Source organism: bacterium (assembly GCA_024226335.1).
Lineage (GTDB): Bacteria > Myxococcota_A > UBA9160 > SZUA-336 > SZUA-336 > JAAELY01.
Window position 1 is genome coordinate 1 of sequence record JAAELY010000183.1, and the last position, 18,194, is coordinate 18,194.

17 protein-coding genes are annotated in these 18,194 nt (G+C 61.8%); 11 read left to right on the top strand and 6 right to left on the bottom strand.

What is annotated here, in order from left to right; all coding sequences use genetic code 11:
• Positions 1–28 precede the first annotated feature (28 nt).
• Positions 29–406, top strand: coding sequence for a hypothetical protein (locus GY725_09040; GenBank protein MCP4004327.1), 378 nt, complete (start codon positions 29–31; stop codon positions 404–406).
• Positions 407–569: 163 nt separating this feature from the next.
• Here GY725_09040 and gdhA read toward each other — a convergent pair whose 3' ends face one another.
• The 3 genes from gdhA to GY725_09055 form a co-directional block, all read right to left on the bottom strand.
• Positions 570–1,925: an NADP-specific glutamate dehydrogenase gene (gene gdhA / locus GY725_09045; GenBank protein MCP4004328.1), complete on the bottom strand. Its 1,356-nt coding sequence runs from the start codon at positions 1,923–1,925 to the stop codon at positions 570–572.
• 203 nt (positions 1,926–2,128) lie between these two features.
• A complete protein-coding gene (locus tag GY725_09050; GenBank protein MCP4004329.1) occupies positions 2,129–3,094 on the bottom strand; it encodes a hypothetical protein in 966 nt (321 codons plus the stop codon).
• Complete coding sequence (locus tag GY725_09055) at positions 3,039–3,692, bottom strand: alpha/beta fold hydrolase (protein MCP4004330.1); 654 nt, start codon at positions 3,690–3,692, stop codon at positions 3,039–3,041. The genes GY725_09050 and GY725_09055 overlap by 56 nt, the downstream gene beginning before the upstream one ends.
• A 22-nt stretch (positions 3,693–3,714) precedes the next feature.
• On the opposite strand from GY725_09055, the gene GY725_09060 reads away from it, so the two are divergent.
• The 3 genes from GY725_09060 to GY725_09070 are packed head-to-tail and all read left to right on the top strand — an operon-like array spanning position 3,715 to position 6,705.
• The gene (locus tag GY725_09060) at positions 3,715–4,794 is read left to right on the top strand and encodes a DSD1 family PLP-dependent enzyme (protein ID MCP4004331.1); all 1,080 of its coding nucleotides are present in this window, start codon (positions 3,715–3,717) and stop codon (positions 4,792–4,794) included.
• 1 nt (position 4,795) lies between these two features.
• Positions 4,796–5,710 (top strand): NAD(P)H-binding protein, encoded by a 915-nt coding sequence (locus GY725_09065; GenBank protein ID MCP4004332.1) that lies wholly within the window; start codon positions 4,796–4,798, stop codon positions 5,708–5,710.
• Complete coding sequence (locus GY725_09070) at positions 5,710–6,705, top strand: hypothetical protein (protein ID MCP4004333.1); 996 nt, start codon at positions 5,710–5,712, stop codon at positions 6,703–6,705. The genes GY725_09065 and GY725_09070 overlap by 1 nt, the downstream gene beginning before the upstream one ends.
• Here the strand turns inward: GY725_09070 and GY725_09075 are convergent.
• The 3 genes from GY725_09075 to GY725_09085 are packed head-to-tail and all read right to left on the bottom strand — an operon-like array spanning position 6,632 to position 9,215.
• The gene (locus GY725_09075; protein MCP4004334.1) at positions 6,632–7,186 is read right to left on the bottom strand and encodes a CDP-alcohol phosphatidyltransferase family protein; all 555 of its coding nucleotides are present in this window, start codon (positions 7,184–7,186) and stop codon (positions 6,632–6,634) included. The two genes, GY725_09070 and GY725_09075, sit on opposite strands and share 74 nt — an antisense overlap.
• Entirely contained in the window at positions 7,183–8,067 is an 885-nt protein-coding gene (locus tag GY725_09080; GenBank protein ID MCP4004335.1) for an exodeoxyribonuclease IX, read from the bottom strand. Before GY725_09080 ends, GY725_09075 begins: the two co-directional genes overlap by 4 nt.
• On the bottom strand, positions 8,064–9,215 hold the full coding sequence (locus GY725_09085) for an acyl-CoA dehydrogenase (protein MCP4004336.1): 1,152 nt from the start codon (positions 9,213–9,215) through the stop codon (positions 8,064–8,066). Before GY725_09085 ends, GY725_09080 begins: the two co-directional genes overlap by 4 nt.
• A gap of 186 nt (positions 9,216–9,401) precedes the next feature.
• Between GY725_09085 and GY725_09090 the strand changes: the two genes are divergently transcribed.
• From GY725_09090 to GY725_09120, 7 genes are all read left to right on the top strand, one after another.
• Positions 9,402–10,190, top strand: a complete 789-nt coding sequence (locus tag GY725_09090; GenBank protein MCP4004337.1) for a DUF4124 domain-containing protein — start codon at positions 9,402–9,404, stop codon at positions 10,188–10,190.
• A gap of 261 nt (positions 10,191–10,451) precedes the next feature.
• Positions 10,452–11,699 (top strand): ribonuclease D, encoded by a 1,248-nt coding sequence (locus GY725_09095; protein ID MCP4004338.1) that lies wholly within the window; start codon positions 10,452–10,454, stop codon positions 11,697–11,699.
• A 187-nt stretch (positions 11,700–11,886) separates the two neighbouring features.
• A complete protein-coding gene (locus GY725_09100; protein MCP4004339.1) occupies positions 11,887–13,179 on the top strand; it encodes a M24 family metallopeptidase in 1,293 nt (430 codons plus the stop codon).
• 9 nt (positions 13,180–13,188) lie between these two features.
• A complete protein-coding gene (gene acs, locus GY725_09105; protein ID MCP4004340.1) occupies positions 13,189–15,153 on the top strand; it encodes an acetate--CoA ligase in 1,965 nt (654 codons plus the stop codon).
• A gap of 41 nt (positions 15,154–15,194) precedes the next feature.
• Entirely contained in the window at positions 15,195–16,520 is a 1,326-nt protein-coding gene (locus GY725_09110; protein MCP4004341.1) for a M23 family metallopeptidase, read from the top strand.
• On the top strand, positions 16,459–17,601 hold the full coding sequence (gene mutY / locus GY725_09115; GenBank protein ID MCP4004342.1) for an A/G-specific adenine glycosylase: 1,143 nt from the start codon (positions 16,459–16,461) through the stop codon (positions 17,599–17,601). The genes GY725_09110 and mutY overlap by 62 nt, the downstream gene beginning before the upstream one ends.
• A gap of 26 nt (positions 17,602–17,627) precedes the next feature.
• Positions 17,628–18,194 (top strand): DNA mismatch repair protein MutS, encoded by a 567-nt coding sequence (locus GY725_09120; GenBank protein MCP4004343.1) that lies wholly within the window; start codon positions 17,628–17,630, stop codon positions 18,192–18,194.

Genomic DNA, 18,194 nt, shown 5'->3' on the forward strand with positions numbered 1-18,194 from the left:
CCGCGTGGCAGACCCGAGCCTCGCCTCCGTGAGCCTCTACGATCCGGTGAACTATCCGGATGCGAACAACCATTACGGCCTGCTGTGGTGGAACAACGCGGATGGCACTCTGCCGGGCGTGCCCCTGGATGCCTATTGGAGCTGGGGCCTGTACGAGAGTTTCATCATCGTGATTCCGAGCCTCGATCTCGTCATCGCACGGGCCGGAGCTGGCTGGACTCCGGGTGGGACTTGGAATGCAGACTACTCGGTACTCGCGCCATTCATTGATCCGATCGTCGAAGCGGCGTGCGGAAGCGGCGGCTGCACGCCCGTTCCCGCTCTGGGAAGGGTGTGGACGCCCACCCTGGTCGGGATCTTGCTGGCTTGCTGCGTCCAACGACTGCGCCAGGCGGGACGAGCATAGAGCCGCATGCCGCTCGGTGCGCGGGGACGCTATTTGCGTATGTACTCAATGGTGCAAACCGCAAAGTCCCCCGGCAGATCCCGCTCCGAGTTGACAGAACACTGCTTACCGAACGTTCGTCCAGGAACGCAGGCCGTTTCCAAATCCCCCATTGCGAGAGTCGTTACACGACTCCATACGCGACCATTGCGTCGGCAACCTTGATGAACCCGGCGATATTGGCGCCTTTCACATAGTTGATGTAGTCGGAGCCGGGTTGTTGCCCGTACGTTACACACTGTTCGTGAATATTTGTCATGATTTCGCGCAGCAGGTTCTGCAGCTCAGCTTCCTTCCAGGTGATTCTGGCGCTGTTCTGACTCATTTCGAGTCCGGAGATGGCTACACCACCAGCATTGGCTGCTTTGCTAGGCGCGAACAATAATCTTGCTGCGATGAAATTTTCAATCCCCCTCTGATCGGTGGGCATGTTGGCGCCTTCGGAAACGCCAATGCAACCATTGTTGATCAACAGCAAGGATTCATCTGCGCTGATCTCATTCTGGGTTGCGCAGGGAAATGCCAGATCGCAGGGAATCCGCCAGGGGCGTTCACCGGCAAAGAATTCGACTTGATATTCAGCGGCGTACTCAGACAATCCTGCGCGGCGACTAGTCTTCAGATCGATGATATAGGCGAGCTTATCGGCATCGATGCCATCCTTGTCGTAAACAAAACCTGACGAATCAGACATGGTGACGACTTTTGCACCGAGCTGGTTGAGCTTTTCCACGGCATAGGTAGCTACGTTACCGGCTCCCGACACCAGGCATACTCGCCCGTCCATGCTTTCGCCGCGATGCTTGAGCATGTCTTCCATCATGTAAACGGTGCCATAGCCGGTGGCCTCGGTACGAATCGGGCTGCCGCCGAATTCCATGCCTTTGCCAGTCAATACCCCAGTGAAACGATTGCTCAGGCGTTTGTACTGACCGAACAGAAAGCCGATCTCACGGGCGCCAACCCCGATGTCACCGGCGGGAACATCGATTTCCACACCGATATGTCGATGCAACTCGGTCATGAATGACTGACAGAAGCGCATGACCTCATTGTTCGATTTGTCCTTGGGATTGAAATCCGCTCCCCCCTTGCCACCGCCCATCGGCAGGCCGGTCAGACTGTTCTTGAAGGTTTGCTCAAAGGCCAGGAATTTCAAGATGCTGAGATTTACAGAAGGATGGAAACGTATTCCGCCCTTATAGGGACCAATGGCATTGTTATTCTGAACCCGATAGCCCCGATTGACCCGGATGTTGCCGCTATCATCTTCCCAGCAAACACGAAAAATGATTATGCGATCCGGCTCGGCGATGCGGCGCAGAATTTGGGTCTGGTGGTAGATCTCTTTGTCGCTGATGAACTCAAAGACATTTGACGCTACTTCGAAAACGGCTTGATGAAATTCGGTTTCACCGGGATTGCGGCGCTCGACGCCCGAAATGAAGCTTTCCAGGTTTACATGATCTGAAACGGCCACAGTCAGCTCGCCTCCACAGACTGAAGGTTGGTTGGAAAAGGATGATTACTAACGAAACACAATTCTGCGGCCATTTTCTACTTGGGCTCCGATCCGCTCCCCCGCCGATCGAGCCGGCGCTCCCCTATCCCGAGCCCATTTCCGAGCGGCAATACCTGCGAGTTCTCGAACTGACAGCTCATCTGCCCGCGTGATCTCGACGCCTAACCGGTGAAGGGCATGATCGCCCCGAAGGCGACGGACGTGAACGCCGCCTGGAACAGCGCCGCTGTCCAGGGATTGGGGCTGACTCGCGATAGCCGATAGGCGACCAGTTCGAAGAGCGCGAAGAAGAGCGCAATCGGCGCAACACCCAGCAGAACCACACCGGGGAGGAGACCGCTGAGCGCACCGCCGAATAGGGCGGCGAGTGTGAGCAGCTTTCCGACGATCGGCAGCCAGACCCCGGTTCGGCCGGGTCCGCGCAGCACCCATTCCAGTACACCAAAATAGGGCAGGAGGATCAGCGTGCCGAGTGCGCACCAGACCAGACGGTGGGATGCGGGGAAGAGATTGTTGTACGAGTTTGCCAGGGTTCCGATCGCGACGTACGCGAACGCGAACAACAGCCCGCCCGCGATCCAGGTGCGATAGTCGCCCAGACCCTCGGCTCGCGCGCGGCCGTAGCGCCCGGCGATGACCAGCAGCAGCACACCCGCCAGACCCAGGAACGCGAATAGTTCGCGCACCACGAGCATGGGCATGAACTGCAGGATGCCTCCGGAGATGCGCGCATCGGTCGCACCAATCAGTGCGCTCACGAAGAGCAGTACGGCGAGCAGCGAAACCAGCCAGACAAGAGGCCGTTGGGGAGCGGTCTGCACCACTCGCCGGCCCAGTGGAGCGATTGCCTCGGGCAGACCCCAGAGGAGCACCACGCTCGCGAGCAGCCCGAGCAAGGCCCAGCTCGCGCGGGGATCGCTTCCGCTCAACTCCGGGCGCGCCGAGACGCCCGGACCGACCGACTTCGCGATCCAGGACGCGATGCGATCCGCCGCTTCCTGTGCAGTCAAGATGGTCAGGTGATCCGCGCCGTCGACCTCGCTGACGCGTACTGCCGTACCGCGTTCAAAGTCACCGTAGGTACGGTTGGCCACGAGTTGGGCCTGTCCGGTGAGCCTGGCACCCACGGCACGGCTTCGCGAGGCGATGCGCGCCGGGTCCCCGGATCCCCAGATCAGCAACACGTTCGGAGGCGGATAGGGACCGGTCGGCATTCGCCCCCCCCGAGATCGCGATCACACCCGCCACTCCCGTATCGCGTTGGGCGTGCTCGAGTACGGCCGACGCACCCATCGAGTGACCGGCCAGGACAATGCGCTGCCCATCGTAGTGCGGTTGCATGCGCGCGTAGAGCAGCGCGGCATCGATATCGGCCAGCAACCCTCCGGCCGATGCAGTCCCTGCAAACGGATTGGCGTTCTGGCCGTGGCCGCGAAAATCCGGCGTGATGACCGCATAGCCGGCGCCCGCGAGACGCCGAGCGAGGGTGCTCATCATCTGGATATTCCCGGAAAAGCCGTGGCACAGAATGACCACCGGAATCGGGCGATCGAAATCCGAAGCGGCGTGGTGCCCGCGAGCGGGTCCCGGCTCCCAGATCGCCACAGGAACCTGGCCGGGAAGCATCTGGAAGCCGTGGGCGACCCTGCGCGACTCGAAACTCAGGCCGATGAGCGCGGCCAGCAGGGCGACGGCCGCCACCCAGTATGGGAGACGTCGGATCACGCGGCCATGCTAGCATTCCTTCATGAAGCGGGAAGACATCGATACGCCGGCCTTGCTGCTCGACCTGGATCGCGTCGGCCGGAACATCAAATCCATGGCGAGCTTTTTCGCGGGGCGCGACGCGTCGCTTCGCCCACACTTCAAATCGCCGAAGTGCGCCGAGGTGGTCAAGCTACAGCTCGAGGCCGGTGCGATCGGCATCACCTGCGCGAAGCTCGGGGAAGCGGAGTCGATCGCGGATGCGGGCATCCGGACTTCGATCCTGATCGCCAATCAGATCGTCGGGCCGATCAAATCCAAGCGCGCCGTCACGCTGGCTGCGCGCGTACCCGAACTGATCGTCGCGGTCGACAGCGCGCAGCAGGTCGAAGCACTCGATGCGGCTCTGAAGGATGCGGGCGGCGAGGTGCGTCTGGGAGCACTGATCGAAGTCGACTCTGGTATGCATCGCTGCGGTACCGAAACAGCGGAGCAGACGGTGGAACTGGCCCGGCGGATCGTGGCGAGCGCTCTGGAGTACCGCGGAATCATGGGCTACGAAGGTCATGCTGTCCTGATTCCCGACGCCGCCAAGCGCAAGGAACTGGCCGAAGCGGCCACGACCTCACTCCTGGAACACCGACAGGCACTGGTCGAGGCCGGTCTGGAACCCGAGATCGTCAGCGCGGGGGGTACCGGAACACACGATCTGACCGGAAGCAGCCCCGGCGTAACCGAAATCCAGGCGGGTAGCTATGTGTTCATGGACGGGGCGTACGGCAAGGTTCGCAAAGAGTTCGAACCCGCGCTGACCATCGTCACTACCATCATTCACCGGCGAGGCCGTCTTCTGGTCACCGATTGTGGCGTGAAGGCACTCAGTCAGGACTTCGGTATGCCCGAGGGAGCGACTCTACCACTGCGCTGTGTAGGGCTATCCGAAGAGCACGGACACATCCTGATCGACGAGGGAGAGGAACTCGATCTACAGCCCGGTGATCGCATCGAGCTACTGCCGAGTCACAGCGATACCACGATCAATTTGCACGAACGCTACTACGCCCTGCGCGGTGACGATGTCGAGGCGGTCTGGCCGATCATCGGACGCGGGAAGTTCGTTTGAAGTGAGTCCGCGCGTCGTCATCACGGGTGCGAATAGCGCCGTCGGTCAAGTCGTGCTCGAACGGGCTTTGTTGCGCGACGATCTCGAGGTCATTGCGGCCGTGCGATCGGAGCGGGCCGCAGGGGAACTGCCCGTGATTCCCGAAGATCGCGGACGCATTGCACTGATCGACTACGCCTCGCCCGAGACGCTCGCGAAGGCCTTCGCGGACGCGAGCGCGCTGATCCACCTGCCCGGTTTATTGATCGAGAGCGCGACTTCGAGCTACGAAACCGCCAACGTCGAGACGACGCGCGCTGCAGTCAATGCGGCGAAAGCTGCGGGGCTTGCGAAACTCGTGCTGGTCAGTGCGGTGGGTGCGGATATCACCTCGCGGAATCGCTACTTCCACAGCAAGGCCAAAGCCGAGCAGATGGTGGCCCAATCCGGCATGCCGTACACCATTTTGCGCTGTCCGATGGTGCTGGCCTGTCGTTCGCACGGCGTTCGCGCGCTCGTCCGTGAAACCGGTCAGAAGCTGCTCCTGCTCAACAACGGTGGACGCCATCGGGATCAACCCATCGACGCGCGCGATCTCGCCGATGGTGCGCTCAATGCAGCGTCTGATACGGGCTGTGCCTGTAATCAGGTACTCGATACCGTCGGTCCGGAATCCATGCCGGTCCACGCCGTGATCTCGTGCGGCGCTCGCTTGCGCAACGTCAGTCAACGCATCGTTCCGATCCCGACCGGTCCAATCAAGCTCGCGCTCGCTCTGAAGCAGCGTCTTGCAAAAGGCGGGATGACTCCTGAAGTGATGGAGGTCATGGAGTTGGACGTCAACCTCGACGCCAAACGCGCCGCACAGGCCTTGGGAATCGAACTGCGCCCGCTGGATGAAACTCTGCGCGAGAGCTTCGCGCTCTGGGAGGAATGATGAGCCAGGCAGAGGGTGGCCGAAAAAGCGGGCGCCGATCGCTCATCCTGCAGACTCTGCCGTGGCTGATCACGATTGCCTGCTTCGGGTTCCTGTACAGCCGGCTCGCGGGGCCGGCCGCCCGAGAAGGCTTGAGTGTGTTTGCCTATCTGACAAGAGCGTTCGCGAGCGTCGACTGGCCGAATTGGCTGGCGCTGATGGTTCCCTACTCGCTGCTGTTCTTCCTGGTCGACTCGTTGATCGTCTGGCGGGTCATCAACTGGTTCAACACCCGCGTCAGCTACGGCGAAATCCTGCCGATCCGCGGAAGCAGCTACATCTTGTCGATCGTCAACGAGCAGGTCGGCAAAGGCGCGATGGGCCTCTACCTGAACCGGCGCTACGGGGTACCGGGCTGGGAAGTCGGCTCGAGCATGCTGTTCATCATGTTCTGCGAGTTCTACTACCTGCTCATGTGGGCGACGATTGGCTACGGGATCAGCAGCGATCAACTGCCCGAGGAGTTCTCCGCCATCCCCTGGATTGCGGGCGCGGCCGTGGCTGTATTCGTGGTCTTCACGGCGTTTTTCAGTGGCGCACTTCTGAAGGCCGGCAAACTGCGCGATCGACCGCTGTTTCGCGCGTTCCGTCAGGCCAGGCCATGGTACTACCTGGTCGTGATCCTGCTGCGCTCTCCCGCGCTGATCGCGGCCGTGTTCATCTACAAATCTGCAGCGGGATTGTTCGGGCTCGAGACGACGCTACTGCAGATGCTGGGCTTTCTGCCGATGATCTTTTTCGGCGCGGCGATGCCCCTTCCCATGCGCTCGGTCGCAATCACGCTCTGGGCGGAAGTGGTCTTCCCCGAGCAGAAAGGCGAAGCAGCGGCGTTCGGCGTGGTTCAGCATAACTTCTTCATCTTCTTCAACGCCGCCATCGGACTCATCTTCTTGCGTCGCGCGAATCGCGAGCTTTTCGGCGAGATTTCAGAAGAGCCACAGCTCGATCCACAATAGACAGCACGGTCGTAATCACCAGCAGCCGCGCAACCCAGATGGTCGGCGCCAGTAGATAGTCGTTCCCCATCCCGAAGAGGATGATCCCGCCGATCGGAACGAAGTAGAGCACACCGTTCCAACGACCTAACTGGCTCATGCGCAGTTCGCGCTTGCCGTGCCCCCAGATCGAGTCGATCACGTACTGAAGAAACGCGATGGCCACCAGAATCGGCAGCGCCCAGGGAAGAAGTCCGCGCGCGGCGGCGGCCACGAGCCCACTCATCACGAACAGGAAGTCCGCAATGTGATCGAGTGCGCGGCCAAAGGAACTCTCGCTGCCCGTGCGTCGCGCAATCGGGCCGTCGAGCAGATCGGTGATGATCGCCAGTGCGAAGACCACGGCGGCGATGCGCATCGACAGACGATCTCCGCGCGAGATGAGCAATGCAAATGGCATCACCATCGCCAGCCGCGATGCGGAAAGCACGTTGGCGATCATTCGCGAAACCGCGGCACGCGATCGAGCACCTTGTTCACTCCCAGCCTCCCGAATAGCGCGGAGAGCTGTGCCTTCTCGGCACCCAGGTAGCGAAAGTTCTCCAGCGAGGAGTCGATGGGCAGATCGTCGCGCATGCGCACCAGTTCGCGCGACAGTGCGATGGCTTCGTCGGCTCCGGCCAGTTTCCGGGCAATGCTCTTGGCACCGCGCAGATCCACTCCGACCCATTCCGCAGCGTCGCGAGGGATCTCTTCGATCGATCCGAAGTGATTGAGCAACGCGGCAGCGGTCTTGGCACCGATTCCTTTTACCCCGGGGATACTGTCGACTGAGTCGCCGACCAGTGTCAGAAAGTCCGGGATCAGTTCGGGCGGCACACCCATGCGCGCCTCCATCTCCTTCACCCCCGAGGCTTCTTCCTTCTTCAAATCGAAGAGCGCGACGCGATCGCAGACCAGCGCACCCAGATCTTTGTCCGCAGTAATGATCATGACGTCAGCGCCCTGATCGACGAGCGCCCCGACCAGAGTGGCGATCACGTCATCCGCTTCGTATCTCTCCAGCTGGCGCACCGGAATTCCCAGGGCCTGCGTGACCTGAGCGCAGAGCTCGAACTGCGGTTCGAGCTCTTCAGGTGCTTCGGTACGACCTTCCTTATAGGACTCGTACAGCTCGTTGCGAAAGCTGGTCATCGCGTGATCATAAGCCGCAACCACGTGAGTGGGCGCCTGTTTCGTCAGAAACTTGACGAGCGCCGAGGTATAACCTCGGAATGCGCCGATCGCTGCACCATCGGGCGTGCGCAGGTCCGGCATGCTGTAGTACGCGCGAAAGATCTGATAGTGCGCGTCGAGTATCCAGACGAGGGGACGTCGGCTCATGAACCTCTCTGCAACTGCTTGGCGATCGTCTGGAGCTGCATGTTGCTCGTTCCCTCGTAGATCTTGCCGATCTTCGCGTCGCGGAAACGCTTCTCGACCGGGTACTCCCGGGTATAACCAGCTCCGCCAAACATCTCGACCGCCATGGACGTGACCCGCGCCGCAACCTCGGAACAGAAAAGCTTGGTCATCGCCGCCTGGGTAAGAAATGGCTCCCCCGCGTCCTTGAGCCGGGCCGCGTTGTAGACCATGAGTCGCGCCGCCTCGATGTCGGTCGCCATGCGCGCGAGGTCGAACTGCACGGCCTGGAAATCTCCGATCGGTCGACCGAACTGTTTGCGCTCCGCGGTGTAGGCCAGCGAGTCGTCGAGCGCTCCCTGCGCAATTCCGACCATCTGCGCACCGATTCCGATACGACCCTCGTTGAGCGTCTCGATTGCGATCTTGTAACCCTGTCCGACCTTGCCAACGATACTGTCCTTCGGAACACGCACCTCTTCCAGGATCAGCTCGCACGTCGAACTCGCGCGGATGCCGAGCTTGTCTTCCTTCTTGCCGATCGTGAAGCCGGGCATGTCGCGCTCGACTACGAAGGTAGTGATGCCGCGATAACCGGATTCCGGATCCGCGTTCGCCATGACCAGAAAGATCCCGGCCTCGGCCGCGTTGGTAATCCAGAGCTTGCGCCCGGTCAGTACGTAGGCATCGCCGTCTTCGACCGCGCGGGTCTGGAGCGCAAAAGCGTCGCTACCCGAGGCCGCCTCTGACAACGCGTACGAAGCAACCGTGCCCCCGGCCATCGCGCCCAGAAATCTCTCCTTGAGCAAATCACTGCCCCAACGCAGTAACGCGTTTGCCACGAGCGTGTTCTGCACGTCCACGAGCACACCGACCGAGGCATCGGCCTGTGAGATCCCTTCGACGGCGAGCGCCGACAAGAAAAAGCTCCCGCCCGCCCCTCCCCATTCCTCGGGTGTCTCGATTGCCATGACACCGAGTTCGAAGAGCATCTCCACGACCTCGGGATCGTAGTGGCCCTGCTCGTCCATCTTCGCAGCGCGCGGTGCCAGCTCGCGCTCGGAAAACTCGCGAATCGTCTCGCGAAAGATCTGTTCTTCATCACTCAGAAGCGTAAGTGCGCAGCTCATGGGTTCCTCACTGTCGGAGCCGGGCTCGATGCCTCGGGACCGGGGCGGGAGGATAGCCCAGAGATCCGGCGAGACTCTCGCCGCATACCCGTTTCATCTGCGGGCTCGCCGGGTCGATGTTTCAGATGTCGATCGTGGTGAAGGAGTCTGGCGCCGCCGTCCGCAACCGATCAGGAGTGGATCCCTATGACTCAGAACACTCGAGTTCGAAGCCTCTTCTGCGCACTGTTTTCCGTGCTGTTGATCAGCGCGGCCGCGAGCTCGGCCGGAGCCGACGAGTTCTACCGCTGGGTGGACGACAAGGGCCAGAAACACTTTGCCGACTCCGTCTACGGCGTACCCGAGAAGTACCGCGATCAGATCGACGATCTGCGCGACAGCTTCGACCAGGGAGCCGACCTGTCGGTGATCGACGGGCTGGACGAGCGCTACGCTCCAAAGACCCCCGAAGGACAGGCCGAGAGCACCCCGACAAAGGCCCAGTTCGATCCAGAGAAATTCATGGGCCCTGACGGGCCGGACTTCGACGCGATCATGGACGCCATGGGTCCGCTCTCGGTAGCCGCCATGGCGGGCATCGCCGGAGCCCTTCTGCTCTTCGTGATTGTGGGTCTGGTCATTGCCGCCTTCTTTCTCAAGATCGCCTGCCAGATGGTGGGCGTGGAAGAGGCTCCTTCCATGCCCAAGGCCATGGGCGTGACCCTTCTCCAGGGCCTGCTCAGCGGACTGGCCCAGATGACCCTGCAGGTCGCACTGGTCCCCGATCCGCAATCCATCAGTGCATCCGGGGCCTTGGGACTCCTCAGCCTGAATGCGGGAGTCGGCTTTGCACTCAACATCGCGGTCTTGCGCGGGATGGTGACGGACTCCCTGGGCAAGGCGATCGGAGTGCAGATCACGATCGTCATGATCGGCTTCGCCCTGGGTCTGGCAATCGGCATCCTGGCACTCGCCGCTTCCTGCGCCGGTGCTTGATTGCAACGCCCACTCGTGCCCAGACCGGCCCGAATCACTCGTGCGCGGGGAATTACACCCTGAGATCGATAGAGGGCAAACCGGCACCCAACAATCGATTTGGGCCGGGGTGTGTCCCCTTTCACACATCTCGTAGACGTCTTCTCTGCTTGGCCAGAACCGAGGGGGCCGTTAGAATCCACGTCCCTTGCCTGGGTCGCTGGATCTCCCTCCCGCGTCGCGCTTCAGGCGTCAGCTAAAGAAGGAATCCTGCAAGGCCCCATGTCCGATTACGGGTTCATTGATACACCCGAAAAGCTCGAAGATCTCGCGAAGAAGCTGGGTAAAGAGAAGGTGATCGCCGTCGATACCGAGGCGGACTCCTTTTTTCATTACTACGACAAGCTCTGTCTTCTGCAGGTCGGCGCGCGTGCGGGCATCTTCCTGATCGACCCGCTCGCGCTGGGCGAGAACGGGCTCGATCCGCTGAAGCCCGTGCTCGAAGATCCCGGCGTGCGCAAGATATTCCACGCCGCGGAGTACGACCTGTACATGCTCTTCCGCAGCGCCGGCATCCGCGTTCGCAACATCTTCGACACGATGGTCTCTGCGCAATTGCTCGGGTATAACGCCGTCGGCCTGGGCGCGTTAGTCGAACGTCACTTCGATGTGAAGCTGTCCAAGGATCAGCAGCGCACGGACTGGTCGCGGCGCCCGCTACGTGAAGCCCAGACAGAGTACGCCGCTTCCGACGTCATCTACCTGATCGAGATCACGGCGAGGCTCGAAAAGGAACTCAAGGAAAAGAAGCGCCTGGCCTGGGCCCAGGCCGAGTTCACGACTCTGGAAGAACGTGTCTGGCCCGAGCGCGAGTTCGACAAGCAGGGCTATATGCGCATCAAGGGTGCGCGTAAACTCGATCCACGCGAACTCGCCATCATGCGCGAAGTCTTCATGATGCGCGACAAGCGCGCGCGCATGCTCGACCGGCCACCGTTCAAAGTCCTGGGCAACGGCACATTATTGGATCTGGCACAGAATCCACCCGCCACCCGGCGCGCACTCGGCAATCGCAAGGGCATCACCGAACTCGTGCTGCGGCGCATGGGCCAGGACTTGCTGGAAGCGGTCCAACGGGGCGTGGAAGGCCCAGAGCATCCGCCGCTGACCAAGAAACCGCCGGTAAACAACGGCCGGCGCCGCCTGGATCGCCGAGGCGATGAGCGCCTGGCGCAGCTCAAGAAGTGGCGAGCCCGACGCTCGAAGGAACTGGAACTCGATCCGGGCGTCTTCTGTCCGAACGCCGGGCTGGAGGAGATCGCATGGGCCATGCCCAAAGACCTGGAGGCGCTACGCGCTCTCGGGCCGATGAAGGGCTGGTGGGTCGACGCGTTTGGCGCGGAGGTCCTGGAGGTTTCAGCCAACGCGCAGGAACACGCTGCCAATCTGCCGCAGTCCAACGATGGTGGTGCCAGGCGGAACCGGCGCGGACGTCGACGCGGCTCGCGCGACAGTTCCTCGAAGGATTGACGAACCTCGCAGAAGCGCGGTTCCGCTCCGCTGAACACGCTTGCGACAGGTCTGTGGGCGGGCGGGGATACAGGCAGGCTGGTGATTCCACTGGCGGAGATATGCACTCTCGGGGCGCACTGAGGTATTTTCGCGGGAGCCATCCGGCTCCGGGGAGCCCCTCGGGGAGTCCGATTTGATCGTTCCGATTTCCAGCGACGAATTTGCGCAGCGCCGTACCGAGTTCCAGGCCCGGCTGGGCGATGGAGTGGCTCTGATCGCTGGCGAGACCCTGCGGCGCCGCTCGAACGACACCGATTTCCCGTTCCGCCAGAACTCCGACCTGTTCTATTTGACTGGCTTCGACCAGCCCGAAGCCGTGGCCGTGTTCAGCGCCACTCGTTTCGAATTCTTCGTCCAGCCGCGCAATCCGGAGATGGAGACCTGGAACGGCCGCCGGCCCGGCGTCGAGGGTGCCCGCGAACTCTACGGAGCAGACGAGTCGTTCGATATCGGACGGCTCTCTGAAAGACTCCCCGGCCTGATCGAGAATCGCTCGCGCCTGTTCCACACGTTCGGATTGGATCAGGGACTCGACGCCAAAGTAGTGGCGGCTCTGGCCGATGTTCGCGGGCGCGTACGTCGCGGCGTCATCGCTCCGGGCGCGATCTTTTCTCCGCATGACGTTTTGCACGAAATGCGAATTCGCAAGTCCGAAGCCGAACTCGCGTTGATGCGAGAAGCCGCCGACATCTCACTCGAAGCTCATCAGGCGGCGGCGAAACTATGTCGTGCGGGAGCCTGGGAGTATGAGCTGGAAGCGGCACTGCTTCACGTGTTTCGGCGGCGTGGGGGTTCGGGTCCCGCGTACAGCTCGATCGTCGGCTGCGGCGAAAACGGAACGATCCTGCACTACACGGAAAACCGCGACCCGCTGTCCGCGGGAAAGCTCGTTCTAATCGACGCAGGTGCTGAACTTCAGGGTTACGCCTCGGACGTCACACGCACCTATCCGGTCGACGGCGAATTCACGGGCGCGGGGCGCGACGTCTACCAGGCCGTGCTCAACGCCCAGACCGCGGCCATCGACGCAATCCGACCGGGTGTGAAGCTGCCGCAGATTCACGAAGCCGCAGTGCGAAGCCTGGTCGGTTCACTGGTCGATTTGAAGGCTCTGGAAGGTGAACTCGACGAACTGATCGAGAAGGAAGCCTACAAGCCCTTCTACATGCACGGCACCGGACATCTACTGGGCATGGACGTACACGATGTGGGCAACTACCACGTCGAAGGCAAGCCTCGTCCGCTCGAGCCCGGAATGTGCTTCACGGTCGAGCCCGGCCTGTACTTCAGCGCGACCTCCAAGGAAACGCCGGAGCACCTGCGCGGGATCGGCGTACGCATCGAAGACAACATCGTTATCGGCAACGACGGGTTTGAAATTCTGACTGCCGGCATTCCAAAACGCATCGACGAGCTCGTTGCGTGGATGCGCGAATAGGGGAGACGCATGGCCAAAGACATCGCAATCGAATCGGCGCTCAAGGAAAAGCGGATTTTCAAGCCCGACAAGGACTTCTCCAGGAAAGCGAATATTCCCGGACAGGCGGCCTACAACCGCATGGTCAAGGAAGCCGAAAAGAGTCCCGAGCGATTCTGGGCGCGAATGGCCAAGGAGAACGTCAGCTGGTTCACTCCCTGGAAGAAGACCCTGAACTGGAAGCCACCCTTTGCGAAATGGTTCGTAGGCGCCAAGACGAACGTCAGCTACAACTGCATCGATCGGCACCTCGAGGGCGATAACTCCTGGCGCCGCAACAAGGCGGCGATCATCTGGGAAGGCGAGCCCGGAGATGAGCGCGTACTGACCTACGGGGATCTGTCTCGAGAGGTCAACAAGTTCTCCAATGTACTACTGGAGCGTGGCATCAAGAAGGGCGATCGAGTCATCCTGTACATGCCACTGGTTCCCGAGCTCGCGATCGCCATGCTCGCGTGCACGCGGATCGGCGCAGTGCACTCGATCATCTTCGGCGGATTCTCGGCTGACTCGATCCGCGATCGCGTCATCGACGCGCAAGCGAAGCTCGTGGTGACGGCCGATGGCGGCTGGCGGCGCGGTTCGATCGTGGAATTGAAGAAGATCGTCGACGAAGCACTCGACGGCGCGCCTTCGGTCAGCGATGTGATCGTCTACAAGCGAACTCGCCAGAACATCCTCATGAAGGATGGCCGCGACCATTGGTGGCACGACCTGATGGAAGACGCTTCGGCCGAGTGCAAGCCGGTGAAGCTCGATTCCGAACATCCCCTCTTCATTCTGTACACCTCGGGTTCGACGGGAAAACCCAAGGGAATCCTGCACACGACTGGTGGCTACCTGACGCACGTGGCCACGACGGCGAAGTACATCTTCGACCTGAAAGAGGACGACACCTACTGGTGCACAGCCGATATCGGCTGGATCACGGGCCATTCCTATGTCGTGTACGGGATACTCGCCCACGGGGCGACTACCGTCATGTACGAAGGTGCACCCAACTATCCCGGGGTCGATCGTTTCTGGCAGCTGGTCGACAAATACAAGGTCACCATCTTCTACACCGCACCCACGGCAATTCGCTCCTTCATGAAGTGGGGCGACGAGCATGTCAAGAAGTACTCGCTCAAGTCACTGCGCCTGCTCGGCACGGTCGGGGAACCGATCAATCCGGAAGCGTGGATGTGGTACCGCAAGATGATCGGCAAGAATAAGTGTCCGATCGTCGATACCTGGTGGCAGACGGAGACCGGAGGAATCCTGATTTCGCCGATTCCCGGTGCTGTGGCGACCACACCGGGTTCCGCAACCCGACCCTTCCCCGGGATCTTCCCGGATATCGTCAATGAAGCGGGCGAGTCGGTCGGACCCAATGAAGGCGGATTCCTGGTGCTGACCAAACCCTGGCCCGGCATGCTGCGCGGCATCTACGGCGATCCCAAGCGCTACAAGGAACAGTACTGGTCCAAGTTCAAGAACCTGTACTTCGCCGGTGACGGCGCGCGCAGAGACAAAAACGGAAATTTCTGGGTGATGGGACGCGTCGATGACGTGATGAACGTCGCAGGCCACCGGCTTTCCACAATGGAGATCGAGAGCGCATTGGTTTCCCATAACGCTGTGGCCGAGGCTGCAGTCGTCGGCCGACCCGACGATCTGAAGGGAACGGCCGTCGTGTGCTTTGTTTCCCTCGATGGCTCCTTCAAGGAGGCCGAGGGACTCGAAGACCTGCTGAAGAAACACGTGGCCAAGGAGATCGGTCCGGTCGCACGACCCGACGAGATCCGCTTTACCGACGCTCTGCCGAAGACGCGCTCCGGCAAGATCATGCGCCGCCTGCTGCGCGATATTGCCGCCGGTCGAGAGACGGCGGGTGACACGACCACTCTAGAGGACTATTCCGTTCTTGCGAAACTCCGCGATGACGACGAGTAGTCGCTCTGTGCCGCATGACGCGGCCCGAAGGGGGATCTGATTTGCGTGTTCTCTGGCTGCTGTTGATCGGACTGCTGGGACTCGGTGCGGGTTATCTGATGACCCGCTTCGAGCAGGCCGAGCCGCAAATTCGAACGCTGGTTGCGCCTGTCTGGGTTGGCCAGGAATACGAGCACGAGTTTCGCCTATCCGATGAAGGCACCGGACTCGAGGCGATGCGTGTCTGGCTTTCGACCGGTGATCAGGAGTACGAACTCCTGAACGAGACCTACCCCGGCAATGTGTTCACAGGGGCAGATATGCGGGTCGAGCGCGCCGCGACTGCGAGCATCAAGCCGAAGGAACTGGGCCTGGGGGACGGACCCGCGACCCTGCACGCCTGGGTGCGCGACTGGTCGTGGAGCGGGAATACCCAAGAGGTCGAGATCGAAATTCACATCGACACCAAAGCGCCGCGCGTTTCCCTGGCCACCGGGCTCACCTACGTGCGACGCGGCGGTTCCGAGATGGTCGTGTACTCGCTCCGGGAAAAAGTGAAGAAGCACGGCGTCGCCCTCGGCGATCTGTTCTTCCCGGGGTTTCCTCACCCGGAGGATCCCTCCGTTTTCTTGGCGCTCTACGCGTTGCCGCCCGATCTGGAAGACTCCACTCGCCCGAAAGTCATCGCAACCGACCTCGCGGGCAATGAATCGTCCGTGGGTCTGACGGTCGAACTGATCGATCGCAGCTTTGCCAATGACACGATCCGGCTCTCGGATTCGTTCATCAACCGGAAGATCGGCGAACTGCTCGGTTCGGCCAATGGATCGTCTCCGGTCGAGAACTATCTGAAGATCAATCGCGATATGCGAAACGAGAACGCGGCCACGATTCGCGAGATCACAAGCCAATCGAGTGGCGACCGGATCTGGAGCGGGCGCTTTCTTCAGCTACCCAGCTCACAGCGTCGCGCGGGTTTCGCCGAGCGTCGAACGTACATGCACAACGGCAAGCCGGTCGACAAACAGACGCATCTGGGACTCGATCTGGCCTCGACATCGCACGCGAAGGTTCCGGCCGCCAACGACGGTGTGGTGGTGTTCGCCGACGATCTCGGGATCTACGGCAATTGCGTGATCCTCGACCACGGTCTCGGACTCTTCAGTCTGTACGGACACCTCTCGGAGATCGCGGTCGAGAAGGGACAGGTCGTTTCTCTCAGGGAAGAACTCGGCAAGACCGGCGCAACCGGACTGGCCGGGGGCGACCATCTGCACTTCTCCATGATCGTGAGCGGCCTGTTCGTGGACCCGCTGGAGTGGTTTGATGAGCGCTGGATCAACGAGCACATCGAACCGAAGCTGCGACGCCCGACCAAGGAGAACTGAACCCGTGAGCTCGCTCGAGGCGAGCACACGCAATCGCATCCGACGGCGCCTGCTGAGTTGGTACAAACGCTCGCGACGCGACCTCCCGTGGCGACGAACCGACGATCCGTATCGCATCTGGCTTTCTGAAGCCATGCTGCAGCAGACCCGCGTCGAGACGGTCATCCCCTACTACGAACGCTTCTGCGAGCGCTTCCCAACGGTCGAGGCCTTGGCCGCTGCAGATGAACAGGACGTACTGCGCGAGTGGGCCGGTCTGGGCTACTACGCGCGCGCGCGCAATTTGCGGCGCGCCGCCCAGATCGTGGTTGCCGAGCATGGCGGACGCGTCCCCAGCGACGCAGATGCCCTCTCCGCCCTTCCCGGTGTAGGACCCTACACCGTGGGTGCACTGCGCAGCATCGCCTTCGCTCAACCGGCCGCCATCGTCGACGGCAATGTTACGCGCGTGATTTCGCGGCTCTTCGCCGAGCCACATCTCCCGACGGCAAGCGTCTGGAAGATCGCAGCCCAACTGGTTCCGGGAAGAGAGCCGGGTCTGTTCAACCAGGGGCTCATGGAACTCGGGGCGACGCTGTGCACCCCGCGCCAAGCCCGTTGCAGCTCCTGTCCGTTGCGGGACGACTGCGAAGCGGGCGCTCTCGGCACGCCCGAGAAATTCCCCGCGCCGCGAACAAAACCTCGGGTTCCCGAAGTGAACGCGATCTGCGGATTGTTGCGGCGGCGCGACGGCGCCCTGCTGATGATGCGCCGACCCGCACGCGGATTGCTGGGCGGCCTGTGGGAGATGCCCTCCGTACTCGGCGAGGACCCACGCGCACTCGTCGAGCAGATCGCCCTCGCCACGGGGCTCAACAGCCAGGCCGGACCGAAGCTCGGCGGGGTTCGCCACGTTTTCAGCCATCGCGCCCTGACTCTGAGCGTTCTGGAACTGCGACGCGTCTCGGGCCGCCTGCGAAGCGCGCTCTCCGACCGGGCGCGCTGGTGTAGCCGCGCGGAACTCTCCCAGCTGCCGCTGTCGAAACTGACGCGCAAAGCACTCGCCTGCAGCACCGGCACCGGCCCAGAGCCCGACGGGTAAGCCCCCATTTTTGCTAATCTTTTGGCATGTCAGAGGGCAAGCGCAAGAGCGGCGCGGACGAAGACGCCGGTCTGTTCGCCGAGGAAGTCTCGGACATTCAGCCACTGGAGCACGGGCAACTGCCACCGGCAGTACAGGCCCCCGCGCCGATTTCCCTGTCACAGCGGGAACGCGAGGTGATCCGAGAACTCGACGCGCTGGTCTCGGGCGAGCTGCCTTTTGAAATGGAGCAGTCCGACGAGTTCCTGGAGGGAGCCGTACCCGGCCTGGATCCACAAGTGCGGCGGCGCCTGCGTCGAGGCGAATACGCCGCCCAGGAGAACCTGGATCTGCACGGCAGCGACCGCGAAACCGCGCGCGTGCGCGTCGAGAAGTTCGTCGCCAGCGCCTTTGCGCGCGGATTGCGCTGCGTCAGGATCGTGCACGGCCGGGGCCGCAACTCCCCCGGTGGCGAGTCTGTCCTCAAGTCGAGCCTGCCACGCTGGCTCGCACGCGGCCCGGCCCGCAATACGGTCCTGGCCTACACGAGCGCCCTGCCCGGCGACGGAGGCACCGGAGCCACCTACGTACTACTCCGCAAGAACAAATCGTAG